General features: G+C 65.3%; 19 protein-coding genes. 3 read left to right on the top strand and 16 right to left on the bottom strand.

The window, feature by feature from the left end; genetic code table 11:
• Nucleotides 1-128: 128 nt before the first annotated feature.
• The 3 genes from N4G42_RS10510 to N4G42_RS10520 form a co-directional block, all read right to left on the bottom strand.
• Nucleotides 129-2,432 carry an ATP-dependent DNA helicase gene (locus N4G42_RS10510; RefSeq protein ID WP_260667090.1) on the bottom strand — a complete coding sequence of 768 codons (2,304 nt, stop codon included), beginning with the start codon at nt 2,430-2,432 and terminating at the stop codon, nt 129-131.
• Complete coding sequence (locus tag N4G42_RS10515) at nt 2,429-3,322, bottom strand: hypothetical protein (RefSeq protein WP_260667091.1); 894 nt, start codon at nt 3,320-3,322, stop codon at nt 2,429-2,431. The genes N4G42_RS10510 and N4G42_RS10515 overlap by 4 nt, the downstream gene beginning before the upstream one ends.
• Nucleotides 3,323-3,718: 396 nt before the next feature.
• Nucleotides 3,719-4,660, bottom strand: coding sequence for a LysR family transcriptional regulator (locus N4G42_RS10520; RefSeq protein WP_260667092.1), 942 nt, complete (start codon nt 4,658-4,660; stop codon nt 3,719-3,721).
• A 74-nt stretch (nt 4,661-4,734) separates the two neighbouring features.
• On the opposite strand from N4G42_RS10520, the gene N4G42_RS10525 reads away from it, so the two are divergent.
• Nucleotides 4,735-5,478 (top strand): sulfite exporter TauE/SafE family protein, encoded by a 744-nt coding sequence (locus N4G42_RS10525; RefSeq protein WP_260667093.1) that lies wholly within the window; start codon nt 4,735-4,737, stop codon nt 5,476-5,478.
• Nucleotides 5,479-5,484: 6 nt separating this feature from the next.
• A complete protein-coding gene (locus tag N4G42_RS10530; RefSeq protein WP_110958933.1) occupies nt 5,485-5,676 on the top strand; it encodes a hypothetical protein in 192 nt (63 codons plus the stop codon).
• Nucleotides 5,677-5,885: 209 nt separating this feature from the next.
• On the opposite strand, the gene dgoD is transcribed toward N4G42_RS10530, so the two are convergent.
• The 13 genes from dgoD to N4G42_RS10595 all read right to left on the bottom strand — a co-directional run bounded on the left by dgoD (nt 5,886) and on the right by N4G42_RS10595 (nt 21,882).
• Nucleotides 5,886-7,034, bottom strand: coding sequence for a galactonate dehydratase (dgoD, locus tag N4G42_RS10535; RefSeq protein WP_260667094.1), 1,149 nt, complete (start codon nt 7,032-7,034; stop codon nt 5,886-5,888).
• A gap of 57 nt (nt 7,035-7,091) precedes the next feature.
• Nucleotides 7,092-7,751 (bottom strand): 2-dehydro-3-deoxy-6-phosphogalactonate aldolase, encoded by a 660-nt coding sequence (locus N4G42_RS10540; RefSeq protein ID WP_260667095.1) that lies wholly within the window; start codon nt 7,749-7,751, stop codon nt 7,092-7,094.
• A complete protein-coding gene (locus N4G42_RS10545) occupies nt 7,748-8,797 on the bottom strand; it encodes a 2-dehydro-3-deoxygalactonokinase (protein ID WP_260667096.1) in 1,050 nt (349 codons plus the stop codon). The genes N4G42_RS10540 and N4G42_RS10545 overlap by 4 nt, the downstream gene beginning before the upstream one ends.
• Before the next feature lie 11 nt (nt 8,798-8,808).
• On the bottom strand, nt 8,809-9,747 hold the full coding sequence (locus N4G42_RS10550; RefSeq protein WP_260667097.1) for a dihydrodipicolinate synthase family protein: 939 nt from the start codon (nt 9,745-9,747) through the stop codon (nt 8,809-8,811).
• Nucleotides 9,748-9,860: 113 nt separating this feature from the next.
• Nucleotides 9,861-11,594, bottom strand: coding sequence for an IlvD/Edd family dehydratase (locus tag N4G42_RS10555; protein ID WP_121943146.1), 1,734 nt, complete (start codon nt 11,592-11,594; stop codon nt 9,861-9,863).
• A 34-nt stretch (nt 11,595-11,628) separates the two neighbouring features.
• A complete protein-coding gene (yjfF, locus tag N4G42_RS10560) occupies nt 11,629-12,666 on the bottom strand; it encodes a galactofuranose ABC transporter, permease protein YjfF (RefSeq protein ID WP_260667099.1) in 1,038 nt (345 codons plus the stop codon).
• Complete coding sequence (locus tag N4G42_RS10565; protein WP_260667100.1) at nt 12,663-13,715, bottom strand: ABC transporter permease; 1,053 nt, start codon at nt 13,713-13,715, stop codon at nt 12,663-12,665. Before N4G42_RS10565 ends, yjfF begins: the two co-directional genes overlap by 4 nt.
• Nucleotides 13,708-15,258, bottom strand: a complete 1,551-nt coding sequence (locus tag N4G42_RS10570) for a sugar ABC transporter ATP-binding protein (protein WP_260667101.1) — start codon at nt 15,256-15,258, stop codon at nt 13,708-13,710. Before N4G42_RS10570 ends, N4G42_RS10565 begins: the two co-directional genes overlap by 8 nt.
• The gene (mmsB, locus tag N4G42_RS10575) at nt 15,258-16,487 is read right to left on the bottom strand and encodes a multiple monosaccharide ABC transporter permease (protein ID WP_260667102.1); all 1,230 of its coding nucleotides are present in this window, start codon (nt 16,485-16,487) and stop codon (nt 15,258-15,260) included. The genes N4G42_RS10570 and mmsB overlap by 1 nt, the downstream gene beginning before the upstream one ends.
• 1 nt (nt 16,488) lies before the next feature.
• Complete coding sequence (mmsA, locus tag N4G42_RS10580) at nt 16,489-18,006, bottom strand: multiple monosaccharide ABC transporter ATP-binding protein (protein ID WP_260667103.1); 1,518 nt, start codon at nt 18,004-18,006, stop codon at nt 16,489-16,491.
• 122 nt (nt 18,007-18,128) lie between these two features.
• A complete protein-coding gene (chvE, locus tag N4G42_RS10585) occupies nt 18,129-19,199 on the bottom strand; it encodes a multiple monosaccharide ABC transporter substrate-binding protein (protein WP_260667104.1) in 1,071 nt (356 codons plus the stop codon).
• A gap of 187 nt (nt 19,200-19,386) precedes the next feature.
• Nucleotides 19,387-20,352, bottom strand: a complete 966-nt coding sequence (locus tag N4G42_RS10590; protein WP_116750363.1) for an ABC transporter substrate-binding protein — start codon at nt 20,350-20,352, stop codon at nt 19,387-19,389.
• A 78-nt stretch (nt 20,353-20,430) separates the two neighbouring features.
• Nucleotides 20,431-21,882 carry an aldehyde dehydrogenase family protein gene (locus N4G42_RS10595; RefSeq protein WP_260667105.1) on the bottom strand — a complete coding sequence of 484 codons (1,452 nt, stop codon included), beginning with the start codon at nt 21,880-21,882 and terminating at the stop codon, nt 20,431-20,433.
• Nucleotides 21,883-22,013: 131 nt separating this feature from the next.
• Between N4G42_RS10595 and N4G42_RS10600 the strand changes: the two genes are divergently transcribed.
• The gene (locus tag N4G42_RS10600; RefSeq protein ID WP_056067548.1) at nt 22,014-22,976 is read left to right on the top strand and encodes a LysR substrate-binding domain-containing protein; all 963 of its coding nucleotides are present in this window, start codon (nt 22,014-22,016) and stop codon (nt 22,974-22,976) included.
• Nucleotides 22,977-23,106 lie beyond the last annotated feature (130 nt).

The raw sequence follows: 23,106 nt of genomic DNA on the forward strand, positions 1-23,106 counted from the left end.
ACAACACCGCTGATCGAGGCGCAAAGCACAGCCATAGCTCGGGCTATGGCGCGCATTTGCAACGACGAGCAGCGGTGTTGTGGCGTGCAAGGCGGGCATAGGCAAAAGACTCTCAGCCTCTTAGCCTCTCAGTCCACCTGCCACCATGCAGGCAGCAGCGCACGCACCTGGGCCTGCGCAAACCGGTCGTCCATCAGGTGCACCACGCCCTCGTCGCTGGGCGTGCGGATCACGCGGCCTGCGGCCTGCACCACCTTTTGCAGGCCGGGGTAGAGGTAGGTGTAGTCATAGCCCGCACCAAACAGCGCCTGCATGCGTTCGCGGATCTGCTCGTTGACGGGGTTGACCTGCGGAAGGCCCAGCGTGGCCAGAAAGGCGCCGATCAACCGCTTGCCCGGCAGGTCGATGCCCTCGGCAAACGCGCCACCCAGCACAGCAAAGGCAATGCCCTGACTGCTGTCGGTAAAGCGCGCCAGAAAATCGCGCTGCTCGCCCTCCAGCATGCGGCGCGACTGGCACCAGTGCGGCACATCGGGGTGCTGCTGCGCAAACAATGCGGCGGCCTGCTGCAGGTAGTCATAGCTGCTGAAAAACGCCAGGTAGTTGCCGGGCCGCGCACGAAACTGCTGCGCCATCAGCGCCGCAATCGGTGCCAGCGATGCCGCGCGGTGCGGGTAGCGCGTGGAGATGTGGCGCGCCACCTGCACCTGCAACTGGTGCGCGGCAAAGGGCGATTCCACGTCCACCCACGCATGATCGTCGGGCAGGCCCAGCAGGTCGGTGTAGTAGCGCGCGGGCTGCAGCGTGGCCGAAAACAAGGTGCTGGTATGCGCGGCTTGCAGCCGGGGCTGCAAGAAGGGCGCTGGCACCACGTTGCGGATACAGACCACGGAATCGCCGGGTTTAGCGGCCCGCTGGTGGTGGCCTGGCGAAGCCTGGGTGATGTCCACCATCGAATGCGCATCGAGCAGGTCGACCATGCGCTGCAGGTGCAGGGCATCGAAGTAGAACGTTTGCAGCGCGCCGTCTGGCTCCGTGGGGTGATCGGTAAAGTGTTCGGTGAGCGTAGTGGTGCACTGCTGCAGCGCGGCCAGCAGATTGTCGGGGAAGGTTTCGAGCACCGTGTACGGGGCCGGGTGCGCCTTGTCCAGCGCCACCCAGGCGCGGCGCACCTTGTCCAGCGCCTTCTTCACCGGCGCGTGTTGCACAGCGGTGGGGCTGCTGCGGGCCTGGGCCAAGGCGGCGGGGTGCAGCTCGGCCGTGAACATCTTGCGGCCGCGCTCCACCAGGTTGTGGGCCTCGTCCACCAGCAGCGCCGTGCGCCACTGGTTGGCCTGGGCCAGGCCGTGCAGCAGCCCGCCCAGGTCAAAGTAGTAGTTGTAGTCGCCCACCACCACATCGGCCCAGCGGGCCAGTTCCTGGCTCAGGTAGTAGGGGCAGACATCGTGCTGCAGGGCTACCTCACGCACGCGGGCTTGTTGCAAAGCGGTGACGGTTTTTCCTTCGATGGTGGTGGCCACCGCAGCGGCGCGTGCAGCAGGCAGCCGGTCGTAAAAGCCCCGGGCCAGCGGGCAGGATTCGCTGTGGCAGACCTTGTCTGGGTGTTCGCACGCCTTGTCGCGCGCCACCAGCTCTAGCACACGCAGGGGCAGCGCCTGTGCGCTGTCGGCCAGGCGCGCCAGCGCATCCAGCGCCATCTGCCGCCCCGAGGTTTTGGCGGCCAGAAAGAACACCTTGTCGATGCGCTGCGCAGGCGCAGCCTTGAGCAGTGGGAACAGCGTGCCCATGGTCTTGCCAATGCCCGTGGGCGCCTGGGCCAGCAGGCAGCGGCCCGCCACTGCCGTCTTGTACACGGCCTCGGCCAGCGGGCGCTGGCCGGTGCGAAAGTCGCCAAAGGGAAACGCCAACGTGGTCAGTGCCGCATCGCGTGCGGCACGGTGGGCCACCTGCTGTTCGGCCCAGGCAACGAAGCGCTGGCACTGGGCCTCGAAGTGCTGGCGCAGGTCGTCGGCGTTGCAGCGTTCGGTGAACACCGTCTCCTGCTGCGTGCCCACGTCCAGATACACCAGCGCCACGTCGATGTGCGCCAACTGTTCCTGTTCACACAGCAGCCAGCCATACACCTTGGCCTGCGCCCAGTGCAGGTGGCGGTGCGATGCGGGTTGGCGGTCCAGCCGCCCTTTGAAGGTCTTGACCTCGTCGATGCGCTGCTGCGCGGGGTCGTAGCCATCGGCCCGGCCGCGCACGCGCAGGCTTTGGTAACTGCCGCTCAGTGCCACCTCGGCGCGATAGCCTGCACCCCGGCGCGCTGCCGCCACGGCATGGCCTGCCATACCTTCCAGCGCGGTGGGCGCAGGCGTGAAGCGGAGGTCCAGGTCGCCCTGCTTGGCGGTGAACTCGCACAGCTCGCGCACCGCCACGGTGTAGGTCATGGCGTGGTGGTCGGGGTGTCGGTGGCGGGAGGAGCAGGCTCGCCCAAATGGGTCTGAGCCATGTCGTCATCGCTGCGCAGCGGCGTGGCCTTGCACAGCGCCATCCACACAGAAAAGGGCAGGGTGCAGCGGTTGTGCCGCGCGGGGCGCAGCAGCTCAAAGCGCCCGTCCTCCACGCTGCCGTGCAATACCCAGATGCCGAAGTGCTCGGGGATCTCTTCGGGCTCGGCTATGCCCGCCGGGAACACGTAGTAGCACTCCTCGCACAGCCACTGGTAGGCCTGCCGCTTGGCGTCGTGCCGCAGGTCTGACAGCAGGTCGGCCCGGCTCGCCTTCACCTCGTGCACCATGGGCTGCAAGTAGGCGGGCACCGAGGTATTGCGCAGCGAGAACAGATCGGGCCGGGCCATGCGCCACACGTTGGCGGCGGCGCCGGCAGCGGGGGCGTGGTCATCCTCGGCCCACAGCGGCGCCATGGCGGGCGCGGTGTTGGCGGGCGCATCGGCCGTGGCCGCAGGCGGCACCACATCGCCCACCGGCACGGTGTCGATCACCGCGCGCAGTGACAGTTCGGTCCATACGATGCGCCCCGAAGCCAGCAACTGCGCCGCAAACTTCTGCCCTAGCCGGTCGTGCAGGCTCAGCGCTCGCACGCCACGCTGGCGGGCCTGCGCCAGCGTGCGGATGCCTTCGTCGGTGAGGCGCAGGGTCTCGCACCCATCGGCCGCAATGTGCAGGTTGATGAGGCCCGCTGCCAGCAGGTCAATCTCCAGCCCATCCTTGCACGGCCAGCCTGCCGAGCGCCAGATCTGCATCAGGCGGGTGCGGTGAAAGCGGGTGATGGGAATGGCGGGCGGGGAGTCTGAGGTGGGGGAGGGCAGCACCGTCATGGTGGGGTGGGTGGGCTGGCGTGATACTGATTTTAATCACAGTGTCTGGCGGACTGCTTTTTGGATGTGGGAAGGAGTGTCGTAAAGAAATTGTGGTCGAATCTGCCTATTGCGCCCTACCGATAAGCGCTAACAGCTATTGAAATGTGAGCATCCCCACGGTGACATTCCGAGGTAGAAGCAATGAGTCACCAGGGGCCTGAATGGGGACGCTCCTGCCCGCCATTGGGCTAACAACCGGAAGTTGTTGTCGCGTGGCCGTCTATGCCGCAGGAAAATTGAAAGCGGTTGCGAGAGGCTGCAGCGCAGGGTTTGCAGCCGGTCAGTGTTCTGACGCTGATAGCAGGCTACCGGGCAACAGCAATCCTTATCCCATACCCTACCAACGTCCTCTGCTCACCGGCTCCCAACCTGCGGTCGCGCTGTCAGCAGCGCATTGCCCAGCGCGCTCACGCTGGGTAGTTCGCTGCCTGCCGGGGTCATGCAAACGAGCAGCTTTCTTCGAGACCAAGCATCAGATAGTCCTAGGATCTGGGTGCCTGACTTGGCAAAGCGCGCAGCCGCGCTCTCGGACATGACCGCCACCCCAACGCCTTCGGCTACCAATTGCGCGACAGCGTCAAATCCGCCCAGACGCACCCGATGGCGCGGGACCCGGCCACTGCGACTGGCCTGGGCTGCCAGAAAGCGGCTGAGTCCACTCTCCCGGGCCAAACCCACAAAGGGATGCGCTAGCAATTCGCCATACGCCACGGAACGGCGGCGGCCCAAAGACCAGCGCTTTGGCAAGAGTGCCACCAGACGGTCATCGACCCATGGCTGCACAAGCAGCCCAGAGGTGTCCACGTAATCGGCGACGATGCCCAGATCGGCAGTGCCACGGCGCAATGCCTCTACGACCGCCTCGCTCGAAAGCTCTTGTACGTCCACATCAAGATCAGGGGTCTTCACCAAGAATTGGCCAATCGTGCGCGGAAGGCTCTCGGACATGGCGGCTGTGTTGCACAGCAGCCGAACGGTCCCGCGCAATCCATGACCAAAGCTCGCCATCTCTACATGCAGCGATTCGAGCTCAGCCAGCACGCGGTTTGCATGGCGCAGCAGAGCGCGTCCCGCATCGGTGGGTATTGCGCCCGACTTGGACCGCTCCAACAACTGCGAACCGGTTGCGTCTTCAAGACCCTTGAGGCGAGCGCTGGCCGCAGCCAACGACAGATTCACGGACGAAGCAGCGGCAGTGATGGTTCCATGCTCCATCACGGCGGCAAAGAGGTGCAGGTCAAACGGATCAACGCGGTAGTCCGTGGTGCGGCGCTTAGGGGTACTCATGACCGCCATCCTACGGAATACGCGAAGGATCTGTTCACTGCTATCCGATGGACAGCACTTGGGCCATGCGGACACCATAGGGCATGGACATATTGCAGCTCTTGATGGTGGTCGTTGTTTTCGTTCTGGCCGGTGGTGTGAAGGGCGTCACCGGCATGGGGCTGCCTACAGTGGCCGTGAGTTTGCTCGGGCTGTGGATGCCCCCGGTGCAAGCGGCCGCACTGTTGGTCATACCCTCGCTGGCAACCAATATCGCGCAATGCCGTGGCCCTCACCTGCGCTCACTGGTATCCCGGCTGTGGCCCGGTTGGCTGGCAATCGCGATCGTGACTGTGAGCGCGCCCGGTCTGGGGGACGCCGTTTCCGCACAAACGACCAAGGGCTGGCTGGGCGGGATTCTCATGGCCTATGGCATCTGGGGCTTGTGGCGACCTCAGCTGCCCGATCTTTCACTCACCAGCAAATGGCTGAGCCTGCCGACAGGCGCGGCCACTGGGTTCGTGACGGCACTCACGGCCGTCTTCGTATTGCCCTGGGTTCCCTACTTGCAGACGCTGCGGCTGGGCAAGGACGAGATGGTGCAAGCGCTGGGCCTTTCATTCACAGTGGCCACTCTGTCGCTCGCCATGAAAGTGCAGATGTCCGCCCCTTTGGGGTTGATCTCGTCGTCTGTTGCTATTGCAGTCGGTGGAGCATTGATCGGCGCATTGAGCGGGCTCAAGCTTGGTGAGCTGCTACGTCGCCGCCTTGTCGGTCCCGTCTTCCAGAAGGCGCTTTTTATGGTGTTCCTCGGATTGGGTGCAGCCAACCTGATCCAGGCACACTGACACAGCATGAGCGGACAAAAGGAGTTGCTTGAGGCCGCTGCCTTGTTAGAGCGGGCTTACCGGCTGGCACATGTGTTGCAAGGCGAAGGTTTGCTTGAAATCGGAAGCAGACAGTTTGTTGCAGATGAGCTTGTCGAGGTGCTTGATGAAGCTCGTGTGGCGCTTTTTGCAGCCTGTGATTTGCCCAAGCCGCTCTGATTTTCTCAGAGCAGGAGTGAGTCATCCACGTACCAGCAAGCGTTCGAAAGATGAAACCGCGCGACTGCTCCTGGCCTGTTGATCTGGCGCAGTCCATTCATGAGCCCCGTTAGAGCCGAGGCTGCCGAAGCCCTGGGCAAGCTGAGGTACAGTGCCATCGATACTCTGGAGTAAACCGCGCCGCATCAATAACAAGGCGCCCAACCCCCTCACCACTCCGCAAAACTCCCATCCCGATGCCGCCACACCGGATTCCTCCACCGGTGTCCCTCCTGCGCCCGCTCGCGCACATAGTCTTCGTTCACCTCAATCCCTAGCCCCGGCCCCGTGGGGATGGCGACCATGCCGTCCTGGTACGCAAACACCCCGGGGTTGGACACATAGTCCATCAGGTCGTTGGCCTGGTTGTAGTGGATGCCCAGGCTCTGTTCCTGGATGAAGGCGTTGTAGCAAACGGCGTCCAGCTGCAGGTTGGCCGCCAGGGCAATGGGGCCCAGCGGGCAGTGCAGGGCCAGGGCCACGTCGTAGGCCTCGGCCATGCTGGCGATCTTGCGGGTTTCGGTGATGCCGCCTGCGTGCGAGGGGTCGGGCTGGATGATGTCCGCATAGCCGCCTTGCAGCACGCGCTTGAAGTCCCAGCGCGAGTACAGACGCTCGCCCAGGGCAATGGGGGTGGATGAGATGCGGGCGATCTCCTTCAGCGCCTCTTCGTGTTCGCTCAGCACAGGCTCTTCAATGAACATGAGCTTGTAGGGCTCCAGCTCCTTGACCAGCACCTTGGCCATGGGCCGGTGCACACGGCCGTGGAAGTCCACGCCAATCCCCACGTTCGGCCCGACGGCCTCGCGCACGGCGGCCACGTTCTGCAGGCAGCGCTCCACCTTGTCGTAGCTGTCCACGTACTGCATTTCTTCGGTGCCGTTCATCTTCACGGCCGTGAAGCCGCGCGCTACGGCGGCCTGGGCGGCGGCGGCCGTCTCGCTGGGGCGGTCTCCGCCGATCCAGCTGTAGACCTTGATGTGGCTGCGCACATTGCCCCCCAGCAACTCAGACACGGGAACGCCCAGCGCCTTGCCCTTGATGTCCCACAGGGCCTGGTCGATTCCGGCCAGTGCGCTCATGTGCACGCCGCCGCCCCGGTAGAAGCCGCCCCGGTACAGCACGGTCCAATGGTCTTCGACGTGGCGTGGGTCTTTGCCAACGAGATAGTCTGCCAGCTCATCCACCGCAGCGGCCACGGTGTGCGCGCGGCCTTCCAGCACGGGCTCGCCCCAGCCAGTGATGCCTTCGTCGGTTTCTATTTTGAGGAAGCACCAGCGCGGCGGAACGATGAACGTGGTGAGTCGAGTGATCTTCATGGGGGATGGGCGGTCGGTTCAGAAGTGCTGGGTTGTCTGGAACGAGTAGGGGGCGGTTCAGGCCGTGGCGGGCGCGGTTCCAAAGGATGCCCGCCACGCCCGCGCAAACGCTGCAGCCTTGTGCGCGACTTCGGGGGGCTGGTCGCCGGGCCGGTACAGGGCCGAGCCCAGGCCAAAGCCGCTGGCGCCCGCTGCCGCATAGGGCGCAATGCTCTCGGGCACGATGCCTCCCACGGGCACCAGCGCCATGGGCGGCGTGATGACGGCGCGCCAGGCCTTGAGCACATGGGGCGGCAGCGCCTCGGCAGGGAACAGCTTGAGCATGTTGGCGCCCGCTGCCAGCGCGGCATAGGCCTCGGTCAGCGTGGCCACGCCGGGCGCGCAGGCCATGCCGGCAGCGCGGGCGGCCCGGATCACATCGGGGTCGCTGTGGGGCATGACGATGATCTGCCCGCCGGCTGCCGCCACATCGGCAACGGCATCGATGGAGAGCACGGTGCCTGCGCCCACGAGGCAGTCGGCGGGCAGTGCATCGCGCAGCGCGCGGATGCTGGCCAGCGGCTCGGGGGAGTTGAGCGGCACTTCGATGATGCGGAACCCTGCGTCGTACAGCGCGTGGCCGATGGCCACCACCTCGTGCGGCTGCACGCCGCGCAGGATGGCGATGAGCCCGCAGCGCTGCAGGATGTGGAACAGGGCTTTGTCGATGGGGTTCATGCAGCCAGGCTCCCGGCGGTGAAGGGGTGTGAGGGGGAGGGTGCGGGCGCAACGACCAGCCCTGCCGCCAGCGCGATCTGCCACAGCCCGGTGGCCGTGGCCTGCGTGGCGATGGTGGGTGCGGCAAAGCCATGGGTCTGCAGCGCGACGGCGTAGCGGCGGCACAGGTCGGGCTCGCCGCACAGCACCAGCGTTGGTGGTGTTGTCGGGGTTTGATCCTGTGCGCGTGCCAGGCTGGCCACCTCGTGCCCGATCAGCAGGCCGGAGAGGTAGTCCGCTTGCGCGGTAGGCGCCAGCGCGCCGGTCAGCCCCAGCGTGCGGGTGCTGAAGATGTGCGAGAGCAGTCCCAGCGCGGCATCGCTGCCCCGCGCCACCTCCAGCCCCCGCGCAAAGGCATCGTCGTCGGGTGCCGCTGCGGCCTGCATGGTCTTGCCCAGAATCGTGTGGCCGCGCAGTGCGGCAAACACCTCGCCGGTCATGAAGGTGTGGAACTGTTCGATGCGGCCCCGGCGTGCCAGCACCCATTTGCTGTGGGTGCCGGGCAGGCCGATGAGCACGGGCGCATCCGCAGGCAGCGCAAGGCCCGCCAGCACGCCCAGCACCTGGGTTTCTTCGCCGCGCATCACGTTGGGCAGCGCGCCCTGCTGCAACAGGCCCGGCACGATGTGCAGCGGCGGGCCGTCGCGCCGCTCCACCAGCGTCAGGCCCCGCGCCAGTGCATCGAGCGAGGTGGGCGTCGGTAGGTACTTGGCCTCGCGCCAGCCTTGGGCGCTGCCCACCATGCCGCAGGCCAGCAGAGGCAGGCCGGGTGTGGCGACCAGCCAGTCGCCGCAGGTGTCTTGCAGTGCGCGTTCAAACGCGGCGCCGGGCTCGCCGTCTGCCACGCTCGCGGTGGCGGGTGGCAGGTTCATGATGCCCCAGGGGCGGTGCCGGGTCTCCAGCACCTCGCCATGCGCGCCCATGCGGAAGGCGCGCAATGCGCTCGTGCCCCAGTCCAGGGCAATCAGGCCCGCCTCGGCGGGCACCAGATAACGTGCAGGCACCATGGGTGTCCTGCTTAACGCGCCCAGCGCAGCACCAGCGGGTCCAGCCGCCGTGCGATGTCGATCAGGCCGCGCCGCACCTCGGGGTGCATGGCCGGGAAGGGGTGGCGGCCTGCCTCGCAGGCGATCACGCCGCCTTCCTTCATCAGTGCCTTGGCCGTGAGGATGCCGCCCTGGCGGTTTTCGTGGTTGATGAGGGGCAACCAGCGCTGGTAGAGCGCAAACGCCTGGTCCATGTCACCCTGGCGGTGCGCCTCGATGATGGGGCGAATGCCGTCGGGGAACGCACCGCCCGTCATCGCGCCCGTGGCGCCGGCATCGAGGTCGGCCAGCAGGGTGATGGCTTCTTCGCCGTCCCACGGGCCTTCGATGGCGTCTCCACCCAGGCGGATCAGCTCGCGCAGCTTGCTGGCGGCGCCGGGCACTTCGATCTTGAAGTAGGCCAGGTTTTCAATCTCTTGCGCCATGCGGGCCAGGAAGGGGGCGGACAGCACGGTGCCGCTGGCGGGCGCGTCCTGCACCATGATCGGAATGCGGATCGCATCCGACACACGGGCATAGAACTCGTAAATCTGCGCCTCGGGCAAGCGGAAGGTGGCACCGTGGTAGGGCGGCATGACCATCACCATGGCCGCGCCCATGTCCTGCGCGGCGCGGCTGCGCTCGGCGCACACGCGGGTGCCGTAGTGGGTGGTGGTGACGATGATCGGCACGCGGCCCGCCACGTGCTCCAGCGATGTGCGGGTGAGGACTTCGCGCTCGGCATCGGACAGCGAGAACTGCTCGGAGAAGTTGGCCAGGATGCAGACGCCATCCACACCGGCGTCGATCATGAAGTCGAGGCAGCGCTTCTGGCTGTTGAGGTCGAGGCGGCCGTCTTCATGGAACGTAGTGGGCACCACGGGGAAGATGCCGCGGTAGCGAGGGTTCTGGAGGGAATGGGTGGCTGGCATGGCGGGTGCGGGTAAGAATTTGAGTGAAATATGCCTATAGCGCTAGTTGAATAAGCGCTGGTAGCTATTGAATCTGTAGCGATTGACTGCGACGAGCGCCTCAGTGGGGCACATCAATGCGAGTGGCGGGGCACAGCAGCCCCCCGGCAGCCGACCAAGAAGTCAAAGTCGCAACCATCGTCCGCCTGCAGTACGTGGTCCACATACAGCCGCTGGTAGCCGCCGCGTCCGCCGTTGTCCGTGCCAGCCAATGCGGCCAGGCGTGCTGCCAGTTCCTCGTCGCTGATGTCCAGGTGCAACCGGCCGTTCTCGCAGTCCAGCTCAATGAAGTCGCCATCGCGCACAGCAGCCAGCGGGCCACCGGCTGCCGCCTCGGGCGCCACGTGCAGCACCACGGTGCCGTAGGCGGTGCCGCTCATGCGGGCGTCGGAGATGCGTACCATGTCCTTCACGCCTTGGCGCAGCAGCTTGGGCGGCAGGCCCATGTTGCCCACCTCGGCCATGCCGGGGTAGCCCTTGGGGCCGCAGTTTTTGAGCACCATCACGCAGCTGGCGTCGATGTCCAGGTTTTCATCGACGATGCGCTCCTTGTAGTGCTCCAGGTTCTCGAACACCACGGCGCGGCCCCGGTGCTTGAGCAGTTCGGGCGAGGCGGCGGAGGGCTTGAGCACCGCGCCACGCGGCGCCAGGTTGCCGCGCAGGATGCAGATGCCACCGTCGGCAATCAGCGGGTTGCTGATCGGGCGGATCACCTCGTCGTTGTACTGCGGGGCTTCGCGCACGTTGTCCCACAGGCTCTTGCCGTTGACGGTGAGGGCGTTGGGGTGGGGCAGCAGGCCGTTTTCGCCCAGGCGGCGCAGCACGGCGGGCAGGCCGCCCGCGTAGTAGAACTCTTCCATCAGGAAGCGGCCCGAGGGCTGCAGGTCTACCAGCGTGGGCGTGCCACGGCCAATGCGGGTCCAGTCCTCCAGGTCCAGCTGCACGCCGATGCGGCCTGCGATGGCTTTCAAATGAATGACAGCGTTGGTCGAGCCGCCGATGGCGGCGTTGGTGCGGATGGCGTTCTCGAAGGCTTCGCGCGTGAGGATCTTGGAGAGCGTGAGCCCTTCGTGTGCCATTTCCACGATCCGTTTGCCGGACATGTGGGCCAGCACATACCGGCGCGAGTCCACCGCCGGGATGGCCGCGTTGTGCGGCAGGGAAGTGCCCAGCGACTCGGCCATGCAGGCCATGGTGCTGGCCGTGCCCATGGTGTTGCAGGTGCCGGCAGAGCGGGACATGCCGGCCTCGGCCGCAAAGAACTGGTGTTCGTTGATCTCGCCCGCCTTCAGCGACTCGTGCAGGCGCCACACCGCCGTGCCCGAGCCGATGTCCTTGCCGTCGAGCTTGCCATTGAGCATGGGCCCGCCAGTGACCACGATGGCGGGCACATCGCAGCTGGCCGCGCCCATCAGCAGCGCAGGCGTGGTCTTGTCGCAGCCCACCAGCAGCACCACCGCGTCGATGGGGTTGCCGCGAATGGCCTCTTCCACGTCCATGCTGGCCAGGTTGCGTGTGAGCATGGCCGTGGGGCGCAGGTTAGATTCGCCGTTGGAGAACACCGGGAACTCGACGGGGAAGCCACCCGCCTCGTAGATGCCGCGCTTCACATGCTCGGCGATCTTGCGAAAGTGGGCGTTGCACGGGGTCAGCTCGGACCAGGTGTTGCAGATGCCGATCACGGGGCGGCCGTCGAACGCGTGGTCGGGGATGCCCTGGTTCTTCATCCAGCTGCGGTACATAAAGCCGTTCTTGTCGGCCGTGCCGAACCATTCGGCGGAGCGGAGTTTGCGCTTGGGGGTGGTCATGGTGGGGTGCGAGAGAAAGAGGAGAAATGAAGAGTCAACGGGCCTTGCCCGAGCGGCGCGAAAGCAGCCGCTGCAGCAGACAGAAAGCGAACAGCAGCACACCGACGACGATGCGTGTCCACCAGGAGCTGAGCGTGCCGTCGAAGGAAATCAGGGTCTGGATGATTCCGAGCATGAGCACGCCAAACAGCGTGCCCGCCACATAGCCCACGCCACCCGTGAGCAGCGTTCCGCCAATGACCACGGCGGCAATCGCGTCCAGCTCCATGCCCACGGCGTGCAGGCCATAGCCCGACAGCATGTAGAACGTGAACACCACGCCCGCTAGCGCCGAGCAAAAGCCCGACAGCGTGTAGACGCCAATGAGCGTGCGGCGCACCGGCAGGCCCATGAGCACGGCCGAGTGCTCGCTGCCGCCCAGCGCATACACGCTGCGGCCAAACGGCGTGCAGTGCGCCACAAACAGGGCCACCAGCAGCACGGCAATGGCGATGAGCGCGCCCAGCGAGAGGGATGCGCCTTCCCACAGTGGCAGACGCCACTGGGCCAGCTCCGAATAGCCTTCGTGCGTGATGCTGATGGAATCAATGCTGATGAGGTAGCACAGCCCCCGCGCCAGGAACATGCCCGCCAGCGTGACGATGAAAGGCTGCAGCCGAAAGCGCTCGATGAGGAAACCCATGAACGCGCCAAATGCCGTGCCCATCAGCAGCACCAGCGGGATGGCGACCATGGGGTTCCAGCCCCGGTGTTCCACCAGCGCGGCCAGCACCATGGTGGTCAGCGCCACCACCGAGCCCACCGAGAGGTCGATGCCGCCCGACAGGATCACGAACGTCATGCCCACCGCCACGATGATGAGGAAGGCGTTGTCGATCAGCAGGTTGAGGAACACCTGGGCCGAGAAGAATCCGGTGTACAGCACCGAACCCAGCGTGGCCATGGCCAAGAACAGCGAGATGGTGGCTGCCAGCGGCAGGTACTTGGGGTTGAACCGCGCGCGCTCGGCGGCGGCCTGTGGGGCAGGGTGGGTCACAGTGCCGAAGCCTGCGGTCTTGGGCACGGCGCTCATTGCAAAGCTCCCGCGCCGGGGCGGCGTGCCAGGGCGCCCACTTGCGCCCGGAACTCGGGCGACTGCAGCAGCATCACGATGAACACCACCACGGCCTTCACCACCAGGTTGATCTCGGGCGGCACGCCCAGGGAGTAGATGGCGTAGGTCAGCGTCTGAATGATGAGTGCGCCAATCACGCTGCCCACCAGGCTGAAGCGGCCGCCCGTGAGGGCGGTGCCACCCAGCGTGACGGCCAGGATGGCGTCCAGCTCCAGCAGCTGTCCAGCGTTGTTGCCATCTGCGCTTTTCACGTTGGAGCTGATCAGCAGCCCCGCAATGCCCGCGCACACGCCGCAGAACACATAGGCCGCCACGATAAGCCGCCCCGCCTGCACACCCGCCACCCGCGCCGCCGTGGGGTTGATGCCCACTGCCTGGATGAACAAGCCCAGCGCCGTGCGCGTGATGGCGAGGTACAGCACCACGAAGACTGCGGCCACTACGAACACAGAGAACGGCAGCCCTGCCAGGTACCCACCGCCCATGAAGAAGTAGGGCGTGTAGTAGATGGTGATGATCTGCCCGTCGGTGATGAGCTGGGCAATGCCCCGGCCCGCCACCATGAGGATCAGCGTGGCGATGATGGGCTGCATGCCCACCTTGGCGACCAGCACGCCGTTCCACAGCCCACACAGCAGTGCCACGCCGATGGCGCCCAGGATGGCTACAGGCAGCGGGAACCGGCTTTCGGTGCCCGACACCGAGCCGCCGATGAGCCAAGCAGCCACCGCAGCAGCTATCGCGACCACGGCACCCACCGAAATATCGATGCCGCGCGTGGCAATCACCAGCGTCATGCCCAGCGACACCAGCACCAGCGGTGCGGCGCGGTTCAGGATGTCGATGAGGCTGCCGTACAGGTGCCCATCGCGCCACTCAATGCGCAGAAAACTGGCGTTGAAGGCCGTATTGACAGCCAGCAACAGCAGCAGCGTGATGATGGGCCACGCCAGGCGGTGTCGGAGCAGCGCGGCCAAAAGGGAAGGAGAGGGGGAACGTTCAAGCATGTTCTGCGGCGATGAGTTCGTAGACGGCGTCTTCGCTGCTGCCTGCGGGCAGCTCACCCACCTTGCGGCGGTCGCGGAGCACCACGATGCGGTGCGCCACGCGCACCACCTCGCTCATTTCGGAAGAGATGAACAGCACGGCCATGCCGGCCTGGGCCAGGCGCAGGATCTGCTCCATGATTTCTTGCTTGGCCGCCACGTCGATGCCGCGCGTGGGTTCGTCCAGGATGAGCAGGCGCGGTTCGATGGCCATCCAGCGCGCGAGGATCGCCTTTTGCTGGTTGCCGCCCGAGAGCAAGCCGATGGGCTTGTCCACCGTCTCGGTCTTGATACCCAGCAGCTTCACATAGCGCTCGGCCAGCGCCGTCTGCTCGGCGCGCGAGAGGAATTGGCCCACGCCCATGCGGGCCTGCAGCGCCAGCGCAATGTTCTCGCGCACCGAGAGTTCGGCCACGATGCCGTCGGTCTTGCGCTCTTCGGGGCACAGGGCCAGGCCATGGCGGATGGCGTCCATGGGGTTGGCGAACTTCACCACCTGCCCGTCGATGCGCAGCGCGCCCCGGTCGGGCTGCTCCAGGCCAAACAGCAGACGCGCCAGCTCGGTGCGGCCCGAGCCCAGCAGCCCCGCCAGGCCCACCACCTCGCCCGCGCGGATCTGCAGGTCCAGCGGCTGCAGTTGTGTGTCCTGCCCCAGGCCCTCGGCTTGCAGCAGCGTGGCCTGGCGGCTGTCCACGGCGGGCGCTGGTGCGGGTTGCTCCGACGCTGCGGCCAGGTCGCGGCCCAGCATGGCAGCAATCAACGCCTGCGGGCCCAGGTCCTTGGCCAGCCACTCACCCACCCAGCTGCCATTGCGCAGCACGGTGATGCGGTCGGATACGGCATACACCTGGTTCAGGAAATGCGTCACAAAGACGATGGACAGTCCCTCGCTGCGCAGGCGCCGCAGCACCTCGAAGAGCTTTTGCACCTCGTCGTCGTCCAGGCTGGAGGTGGGCTCATCCAGGATCAGCACGCGTGATTCGATGCTGAGTGCGCGCGCAATCGCCACCAGCTGCTGCACGGCCACCGGGTAGTCCGACAGCAGGCGCGTCACGTCGATCTTTAGGCCGATGCGCGCCACCAGATCGCGGGCGCGCTGGTGCAGCGTGGCCCAGTCGATGCGAAAGCCCTGCGCAATGCCGCAGCGCGGATAGCGGCCCGCAAAGATGTTCTCGGCCACCGAGAGGTTGGGGCAGAGGTTGACCTCCTGGTACACGGTGCTGATGCCCAGGCGCTGCGCCGCCAGCGGCGAGTCGGGCCACACGGCTTCTCCGCCCAGCCGCATCTGCCCGCCGCTGGCCTCCAGCACGCCTGTCAGCACCTTGATCAGTGTGGACTTGCCCGCACCGTTTTGCCCCATCAGCGCATGGATCTCGCCGGGGTAGAGGTTGAGCTGCACGTCGCGCAGCACGGGGATGCCCGCAAACTGCTTGTGGATTCCCGAAAGCTGCAGCACCGGAGCTGCGGCTGGGGCGTGAGCGGTGGACGGGTCCATGGGGGTCATCACGCTTTGTTCTTGTTGTAAACGTCCACGAGCACGGCGGCCAGCAGCACGACGCCCTTGATGACCTGCTGGTAGTCGATGCCGATGCCCAGGATGGACATGCCGTTGTTCATCACGCCCATCACAAAGGCGCCAATGACCGCGCCCATCACCTTGCCCACGCCGCCCGAGGCGGAGGCGCCGCCGATGAAGCAGGCCGCAATCACGTCCAGCTCAAAACCCAGGCCCGCCTTGGGCGTGGCGGTGTTCAGCCGCGCCGCAAATACCAGCCCGGCCAGGGCTGCCAGCACGCCCATGTTGATGAAGGCATAGAGCGTGAGCCGCTCGGTCTTGATGCCCGAAAGTTTTGCCGCCTTCTCGTTGCCGCCCATGGCATAGATGCGGCGGCCGATGGTGGTGCGGCTGGTGACAAAGTCGAACAGCACGATCAGCAGCGCCATCACGATGAGCACGTTGGGCAGGCCCTTGTACGAGGCCAGGAGGTAGCTGAAGTACACCAGCAAGCCGCCAAACACCACTGTGCGTGCGACGAACAGGCCAGCGGGCTCCGTTTGCACGCCATGGCGCAGGCGGTTGGCGCGCTGGCGCAGTCCGCCCACGGCCAGGGCCGCAGCCACGGCCGCGCCCAGCAGCAGTGAGGTCAGGCGCAGGCCTTCCACGCTGAACAGGTCGGGGATGAACCCCGAGCTGAGCATCTGGAACGCCGAAGGGAACGGCCCCACCGACTGCCCCGCCAGCAGCGCCAGCGCCAGGCCCTTGAACACCAGCATGCCCGCCAGCGTGACGATGAACGACGGAATGCGCGAGAACGCCACAAAGCTGCCTTGAATGGCGCCAATGAGTCCGCCGCACAGCAGGCACACCAGCGTGGCCGGTACAAAGTGCCAGTTGTATTCGACCATCAGCACCGCTGCCAGCGCGCCGATGAAGCCACACACCGAGCCCACCGACAGGTCGATGTGCCCGGCCACGATGACCAGCAGCATGCCCAGCGCCATGATGACGATGTAGCTGTTCTGCAGCACCAGGTTGGTCAGGTTCAAGGGCTGCATCAGCGTGCCCTCGGTCATGTACTGGAAGAAGCCCATGATGGCCACCAGCGTGATCAACATGCCGTATTCGCGCAGGTTGTGCTGCAGGTGCTGCAACAGCGATTTGTCGTGCCGCGCCGCTGCTGTCGTGCTGCCGTCGGCCAGCGTGCTGGCGGGGGGATGGGTGGTCTGGCTCATATCAACTGGCTTTCACAATCGCTCGCATGATCTTTTCTTGCGAGGCATCTGAAGTTGGCATCTCGGCCACAAAGCGGCCTTCGTTCATCACATAGATGCGGTCCGTGATGCCCAGCAGCTCGGGCATTTCGGAGGAGATCACGATCACGCATTTGCCCTCGGCCGCCAGCTGGGCGATGAGGGTGTAGATCTCATACTTGGCGCCCACGTCGATGCCGCGCGTGGGCTCGTCGAGGATGAGCACTTCGGGGCTGGTGAACAGCCATTTGCTCAGCACCACTTTTTGCTGGTTGCCGCCCGAGAGGTTCAGCGTCTTCTGGTCCACGCCCGAGCAGCGGATGCGCAGCTTCTCGCGGTAGTCCTGTGCCACGCGGTGTTCCTGACCGCTGTCGATCACGCTGGCGAACGACACGCCCGGCAGGTTGGCCAGCGAGGTGTTGAACTGGATGTCTTCGTTCAGCACCAGGCCATTGCCCTTGCGGTCTTCGGTCACATAGGCCAGGCCGTGGCGCACGGCCTTTTCCACAGTGCTCACGTCGATGGGCTGGCCGTGCAGCCGCACTTCGCCGCTGATGCGCTGGCCCCACGAGCGGCCGAAGATGCTCATGGCCAGCTCGGTGCGGCCTGCGCCCATCAGGCCCGCAATGCCCACTATCTCGCCGCGCCGCACATTCAGGTCGATGCCTTTGAGGTGCTCGCGGTCGCTGCGCTGCGGGTGGTGGGCGCGCCAATTGCGCACCTCAAAAACAATGTCGCCCACTTGCGGCTGGCGCTGGGGGTAGCGGTCGCTCATCTCGCGGCCCACCATGGCCTGGATCACGCGGTCTTCGCTCACCGGGCCTTCGCGGCAGTCCAACATCTGCACGGTGCTGCCGTCGCGCAGCACGGTGATCGCATCCGCCACGCGCGAGATTTCGTTGAGCTTGTGCGAGATCAGGATGCAGGTGATGCCCTGGGCTTTCAGCTCCAGCAGCAGGTCCAGCAGGGCCTGGCTGTCGTTCTCGTTCAGGCTGGCTGTGGGCTCGTCCAGGATCAGCAGGCGCACCTTGCGCGACAGCGCCTTGGCAATTTCCACCAGCTGCTGCTTGCCCACACCCAGCTGGCCCACCGGTGTGTCAGGCGACTCGCGCAGGCCCACTTTGTGCAGCAGTGCCTGGGCGCGGCTGTGGGCAGCCATCCAGTCGATGACGCCGTGCCGCGCGGTTTCGTTGCCGAGGAAGATGTTCTCGGCAATCGACAGCAGCGGTACTAGCGCCAGCTCCTGGTGAATGATGATGATGCCCAGGTGCTCGCTGTCGCGGATACCCGCAAACTGGCGCTCCTGCCCGTCGAACAGGATCTGGCCGCTGTAGCTGCCGTGCGGGTACACACCCGACAGCACCTTCATCAGCGTGGATTTGCCCGCCCCGTTTTCGCCGACGATGGCATGAATCTCCCCGGCCTGCACCTGCAGGTTGACCTGGTTCAGCGCCACCACGCCGGGGAAGGTTTTGCGGATGTTCCGCATTTCAAGAAGCATGGTCTCTCAGTCTGTTGGTGGGGCCTTGGGCCCCATCCCGGTTGCAGTCCGCCTGCGCTGCCCCGGTGGCATTCGCAGGCGGCGGGTCTACATGCGGGTCTACATGCAGAAGCCGCTCGCGCTTACTTGATTTGCGATTCCTTGTAGTAGCCGCTGCCCACCAGTACTGCGTTCCAGTTGGAGGAATCCACCGCCACCGGCTTGAGCAGGTACGAGGGCACCACCTTCACGCCGTTGTTGTAGGTCTTGGTGTCGTTGATCTCGGGCTGTTTGCCCGAGAGCGTGGCGTCCACCATGTTGGCGGCTACTTTGGCCAGCTCTCGCGTGTCTTTGAACACGGTGGAAGACTGCTCGCCCTTGAGGATGGACTTGATGGAAGGCACCTCAGCGTCTTGGCCGCTGACCACGGGGCAGGGCTGCTGGGCGGTGCAGTAGCCCACGCCCTTGAGGGAGGACAGAATGCCGATGGAGATGCCGTCATAGGGCGAGAGCACCGCATGCACCTTGTCCTTGCCATAGTAGGCCGACAGCAGGTTGTCCATGCGCGCCTGGGCCACCGAGCCATCCCAGCGCAGCGTGCCCACCTTGTTCATGCCGGTCTGCTTGCTGCGCACCACCAGCTTGCCGCTGTCGATATAGGGCTGCAGCACGCTCATGGCGCCGTCGTAGAAGAAGAAGGCGTTGTTGTCGTCGGGCGAGCCGCCGAACAGTTCAATGTTGAACGGGCCCTTGCCTTGCTTGAGGCCCAGCTTGTCCACGATGGAGGTGGCCTGCAGCACGCCGACCTGGAAGTTGTCGAACGTGGCGTAGTAGTCCACGTTCTTCGATCCCTTGATGAGACGGTCGTACGCAATGACCTTTACGCCCTTGTCGGCCGCGTTTTGCAGCGCCTTGGACAGCGTGGTGCCGTCAATCGACGCGATCACCAGCACCTTGGCACCCTTGGTGATCATGTTCTCGATCTGCGCGAGCTGGTTGGGGATGTCGTCTTCGGCGTACTGCAGGTCGGTCTTGTAGCCCCGGTCCTTGAGCACCTTGACCATGTTGTCGCCATCGGCAATCCAGCGCGCCGAGGACTTGGTGGGCATCGAGATGCCGATGGTGCCCTTGTCCTGGGCCGATGCCACGGACGTGGCGCCCATGGCAGCCAAGGCCACGGTGGCCAACACGGCCTTGAAAATTGCACGCTTCATTTGAGTCTGTCTCCTGATGTTGTTTTGATTTGATTGACGCTTGGATATGCAACGGCCTTGCGAAACTGTCGCTGCCCAATTCCAGTGCCAACGCGCAAGGGCCGCCCCGCCGGGCCGGTGGCGTCCCCCTTCCCGCATCGCGCAGCGATGCGAGAGAAAGGGGGAAGGCGCGCAGCGCCTCAGGGGGTTAATACTTCCTGTTCGGCATTTCCTTCGCCGCCACTTCCATCGGGAAGATGCCTTCTTCGGTCACGATGCGCTTGGGTACCGCCTTGCCGGCCTTGATGTCCTTGACAGCGCTCATCAGCTGCGGACCCAGCAGGGGGCTGCATTCCACGCTCACGTTGAGCTTGCCGGCGATCATGGCTTCGAAGGCGCCCTTCACCGCGTCGATGGAGATGATCACGATGTCCTTGGCGGGCTTCATGCCGGCCTCTTCGATGGCCTGGATGGCGCCAATCGCCATGTCGTCGTTGTGCGCGTACAGCACGTTGATCTTCTTGCCCTCGGCCTTCAGGAAGGCTTCCATCACTTCCTTGCCCTTGGCACGGGTGAAGTCACCGGTCTGGCTGCGGATGATCTTGAACTTGGGGTCGGCCTTGATGACTTCTTCAAAGCCTTTCTTGCGGTCGATGGCAGGGGCCGAGCCCACGGTGCCTTGCAGCTCGACGATGTTGACCTCGCCCTTCTGGTCCTTCATCTTCTCCACCAGCCAGCGGCCGGCCTTGCGGCCTTCTTCCACAAAGTCCGAGCCCATGAAGGTCACGTAGAGCGACGTGTCCTTGGTGTTCACTGCGCGGTCGGTCAGCACCACGGGGATCTTGGCGGCCTTGGCTTCGCGCAGCACGGGCTCCCAGCCCGACTCCACCACGGGCGAGAACGCAATCACATCCACCTTCTGTGCGATGAACGAGCGGATGGCCTTGATCTGGTTCTCCTGCTTTTGCTGCGCGTCCGAGAACTTCAGCTCGATGCCCGCCTCCTTGGCGGCCGACTTGATGGACTCGGTGTTGGCGGTGCGCCATTCGCTCTCGGCCCCCACCTGGCTGAAGCCCAGCACGAGGGGCTTTTGCGCCCAGGCGGTGCCGGGCAGCAAGGCGGCCACGGGCACGCTGGCCAAGGCGGCAGCAACGGTGCGGCGGTTCATTTTCATCATCTTGTCTCCTGTCTGTAATGGTTGGTTGACGATGGTTGCGGGATGGAAAGAAGGAACGAACGAAAAGGGCGGGGCTCAAGACAGCATGTAGCCCGTCTTGACCGTGGTGTAGAACTCAGCGGCGTAGCGCCCCTGCTCACGGGCGCCGTAGCTGGATTCCTTGCGGCCGCCAAAAGGCACATGGAAGTCCACACCCGCCGTGGGCAGGTTCACCATGGTCATGCCCACGGCGGCGTGGCGCTTGAAGTGCATGGCGCGTTTGAGCGACGTGGTGCAGATGCCCGCACACAGGCCAAAGGGCGTGTCGTTGGCCAAGGCCAGTGCGTGCTCGTAGTCGTCAGCCCGCAGCACGCAGGCCACGGGGCCAAAGATTTCTTCGCGCGCCACGCGGTGCTCGGGGCGGGCCAGAAAGAGGGCGGGGCTCATGTAATGGCCTGGGGTGGGGCGCTCCAGGCGCTCGCCACCCCAGACATGCTCCGCTCCCTCATTGCGCGCAATGTCGATGTAGTCCAGGTTCTGTGCCAGCTGGTTGTCGTCCACCACCGGGCCCATCTCGGTGCCACGCTCCAGCGCGTGGCCCACCTTCAGGCTGGCCAGCCGGTTGCGCAGGCGCGCCACAAAGGCGTCGTGCACCTCGGCCTCGACGATGAGACGGCTCGATGCGGTGCAGCGCTGGCCGGTGGAGAAATACGAGCCCTGCAGCGCGCAGTCCACCGCCTGGTCCAGGTCGGCGTCGGCCAGCACGATGAGCGGGTTCTTGCCGCCCATCTCCAGCTGCACCTTGGCGCGCCGTGCTGAGGCCGCGCGCAGGATGCGGTCGCCCGTGGCGACTGACCCGGTAAAGCTCAGCGCGTTGACCAGCGGGTGGTCCACCAGCGTCTGGCCCACCTCGCGGCCGCTGCCCATGACGAGGTTGAAGGCACCGGCGGGCAGGCCGCTGCGGCTGATGATTTCGGCCAGCGCCCAGCCACAGGCGGGCACCAGCTCGGCGGGCTTGAACACCACGGTGTTGCCGTAGGCCAGGGCCGGGGCGATCTTCCAGGCCGGGATGGCGAAGGGGAAGTTCCACGGCGCAATGATGCCCGCCACGCCCACGGGCTCGCGGGTCACGTCCACCTGCACGCCCTGGCGCACCGAGGCCAGCAGTTCGCCCTGGATGCGCAGCGCCTCCCCCGCAAAAAACTTGAAGATCTGCCCGCTGCGCGCCACCTCGGCGATGCCTTCGGGCAGGGTCTTGCCTTCTTCACGCCCCAGCAGTGCGCCCAACTCGTCCTTGCGTGCCAGCAGCTCGCTGCCAATCATGTCCAGCACGTCGGCGCGGCGTTGGGGGGTGCTCTGGCTCCAGGTGGGCAGGGCGTCGGCCGCCGCGCGCACGGCCAGCTCGGTCTGGTTGCGGTCGGCGCGGGCGTATTCGGCCACCACCTCGCGGGTGTCCGACGGATTGGTGCTGATGCCGGTGGTGGTGCCGATTTCCCACCGGCCGTTGATCAGGTGCCGGGGGCTGAGCTGGAGGTCGCCGAGCTTCATGGAGAGAGGCCTTTGTTGCAGTTGCGGCGAAGTCTATGGAAGGTTTTGATATCAATCCAATCGTTTTTTAGACAAAATACATATCGTTCTTTGCATTCTGGAAAACCCCTCCCTTTTCCCGTCCTCCCTCCATGAGCACCTACAACCACTGGTTTATCCGCGCCCGCCTCAAGACGCGCCAACTGCTGCTGCTGGTGGCCCTGGCCGAAGAGGGCAACATCCACCGCGCCGCTCAGGTGCTCAGCATGACCCAGCCGGCCGCCTCCAAGCTGCTCAAGGACCTGGAGGATGTGCTGGAGGTGTCGCTGTTTGACCGCCTGCCACGCGGCATGCGCCCCACCTGGTACGGCGAAACCATGATCCGCCACGCCCGCATGGCCCTGGCCAACCTGAACCAGGCGCACGATGAGATCGGCGCGCTCAAGCGTGGGCACTACGGCCAGGTAGGCATTGGCGCCATCACCTCACCGGGCCTGAGCCTGTTGCCCGCCGCCGTGGCACAGGTCAAGCAGGAGCACCCCAGCCTGCGCATTTCGCTGGACATCGAAACCAGCCCCGTGCTGCTGGAGCGGCTGGAGCAGGGCAAGCTCGACATCGTGGTGGGCCGCCTCTACGAGGAGCACGACAAGGAGAACCTGCGCTATGAGTCGCTGACGGAGGAGCTGGTCTGCGCCATGACGCGCCCGGGCCACCCGTTGTCGAGCATGACCGGGCTGACGCTGCGCGACGTGGTGTCGGCCAGCTGGATCGTGCCGCCTGCGGGCAGTGTGCTGCGCCACCGGTTTGACCTGATGTTCCAGCAGGACGGGCTGGCGCCGCCGCTGCACACAGTGGAGACATCGGCGCTGCTGTTCATCACGCGCATGCTGCAGCAGAGCGACATGATTGCGGTGGTGGCGGAGGATGTGGCGCGCTATTACGCGGCGCATGGGATCGTGACGGTGTTGCCGCTGGCGATGCCGTGCCATATGGATGCGTTCGGAATCATCACGCGGTCGGACCGGCTGTTGTCGCCGGCGGCGAAGGTGATGATGAAGGCGTTGAAGCAGACGAGTCTGGTGCAGTACGGGAGGCGGTTGGAGGTGGGAGATTGATGGTTTTGAATTGATATTGGCTGGATGCGCTAGTGAGATATGCGCTGGTAGCTATTGTTTTGATAGTCTTTTGGTGAGCGCTTCCCTGGTTCTAGGTCTTTGGGCTGATGTGGCCGGGTGCCTGGGTTCA

Source organism: Acidovorax sp. K2F (assembly GCF_025246485.1).
Taxonomy (GTDB): domain Bacteria; phylum Pseudomonadota; class Gammaproteobacteria; order Burkholderiales; family Burkholderiaceae_C; genus Acidovorax; species Acidovorax delafieldii.

Excerpts from the sequence above, each read along its gene's own strand:
- N4G42_RS10510 (WP_260667090.1), bottom strand. The coding sequence starts at position 2,432 with ATGACCTACACCGTGGCGGTGCGCGAGCTGTGCGAGTTCACCGCCAAG.
- N4G42_RS10515 (WP_260667091.1), bottom strand. The coding sequence starts at position 3,322 with ATGACGGTGCTGCCCTCCCCCACCTCAGACTCCCCGCCCGCCATTCCC.
- N4G42_RS10520 (WP_260667092.1), bottom strand. The coding sequence starts at position 4,660 with ATGGCGGTCATGAGTACCCCTAAGCGCCGCACCACGGACTACCGCGTT.
- N4G42_RS10525 (WP_260667093.1), top strand. The coding sequence starts at position 4,735 with ATGGACATATTGCAGCTCTTGATGGTGGTCGTTGTTTTCGTTCTGGCC.
- N4G42_RS10530 (WP_110958933.1), top strand. The coding sequence starts at position 5,485 with ATGAGCGGACAAAAGGAGTTGCTTGAGGCCGCTGCCTTGTTAGAGCGG.
- dgoD (WP_260667094.1), bottom strand. The coding sequence starts at position 7,034 with ATGAAGATCACTCGACTCACCACGTTCATCGTTCCGCCGCGCTGGTGC.
- N4G42_RS10540 (WP_260667095.1), bottom strand. The coding sequence starts at position 7,751 with ATGAACCCCATCGACAAAGCCCTGTTCCACATCCTGCAGCGCTGCGGG.
- N4G42_RS10545 (WP_260667096.1), bottom strand. The coding sequence starts at position 8,797 with ATGGTGCCTGCACGTTATCTGGTGCCCGCCGAGGCGGGCCTGATTGCC.
- N4G42_RS10550 (WP_260667097.1), bottom strand. The coding sequence starts at position 9,747 with ATGCCAGCCACCCATTCCCTCCAGAACCCTCGCTACCGCGGCATCTTC.
- N4G42_RS10555 (WP_121943146.1), bottom strand. The coding sequence starts at position 11,594 with ATGACCACCCCCAAGCGCAAACTCCGCTCCGCCGAATGGTTCGGCACG.
- yjfF (WP_260667099.1), bottom strand. The coding sequence starts at position 12,666 with ATGAGCGCCGTGCCCAAGACCGCAGGCTTCGGCACTGTGACCCACCCT.
- N4G42_RS10565 (WP_260667100.1), bottom strand. The coding sequence starts at position 13,715 with ATGCTTGAACGTTCCCCCTCTCCTTCCCTTTTGGCCGCGCTGCTCCGA.
- N4G42_RS10570 (WP_260667101.1), bottom strand. The coding sequence starts at position 15,258 with ATGACCCCCATGGACCCGTCCACCGCTCACGCCCCAGCCGCAGCTCCG.
- mmsB (WP_260667102.1), bottom strand. The coding sequence starts at position 16,487 with ATGAGCCAGACCACCCATCCCCCCGCCAGCACGCTGGCCGACGGCAGC.
- mmsA (WP_260667103.1), bottom strand. The coding sequence starts at position 18,006 with ATGCTTCTTGAAATGCGGAACATCCGCAAAACCTTCCCCGGCGTGGTG.
- chvE (WP_260667104.1), bottom strand. The coding sequence starts at position 19,199 with ATGAAGCGTGCAATTTTCAAGGCCGTGTTGGCCACCGTGGCCTTGGCT.
- N4G42_RS10590 (WP_116750363.1), bottom strand. The coding sequence starts at position 20,352 with ATGAAAATGAACCGCCGCACCGTTGCTGCCGCCTTGGCCAGCGTGCCC.
- N4G42_RS10595 (WP_260667105.1), bottom strand. The coding sequence starts at position 21,882 with ATGAAGCTCGGCGACCTCCAGCTCAGCCCCCGGCACCTGATCAACGGC.
- N4G42_RS10600 (WP_056067548.1), top strand. The coding sequence starts at position 22,014 with ATGAGCACCTACAACCACTGGTTTATCCGCGCCCGCCTCAAGACGCGC.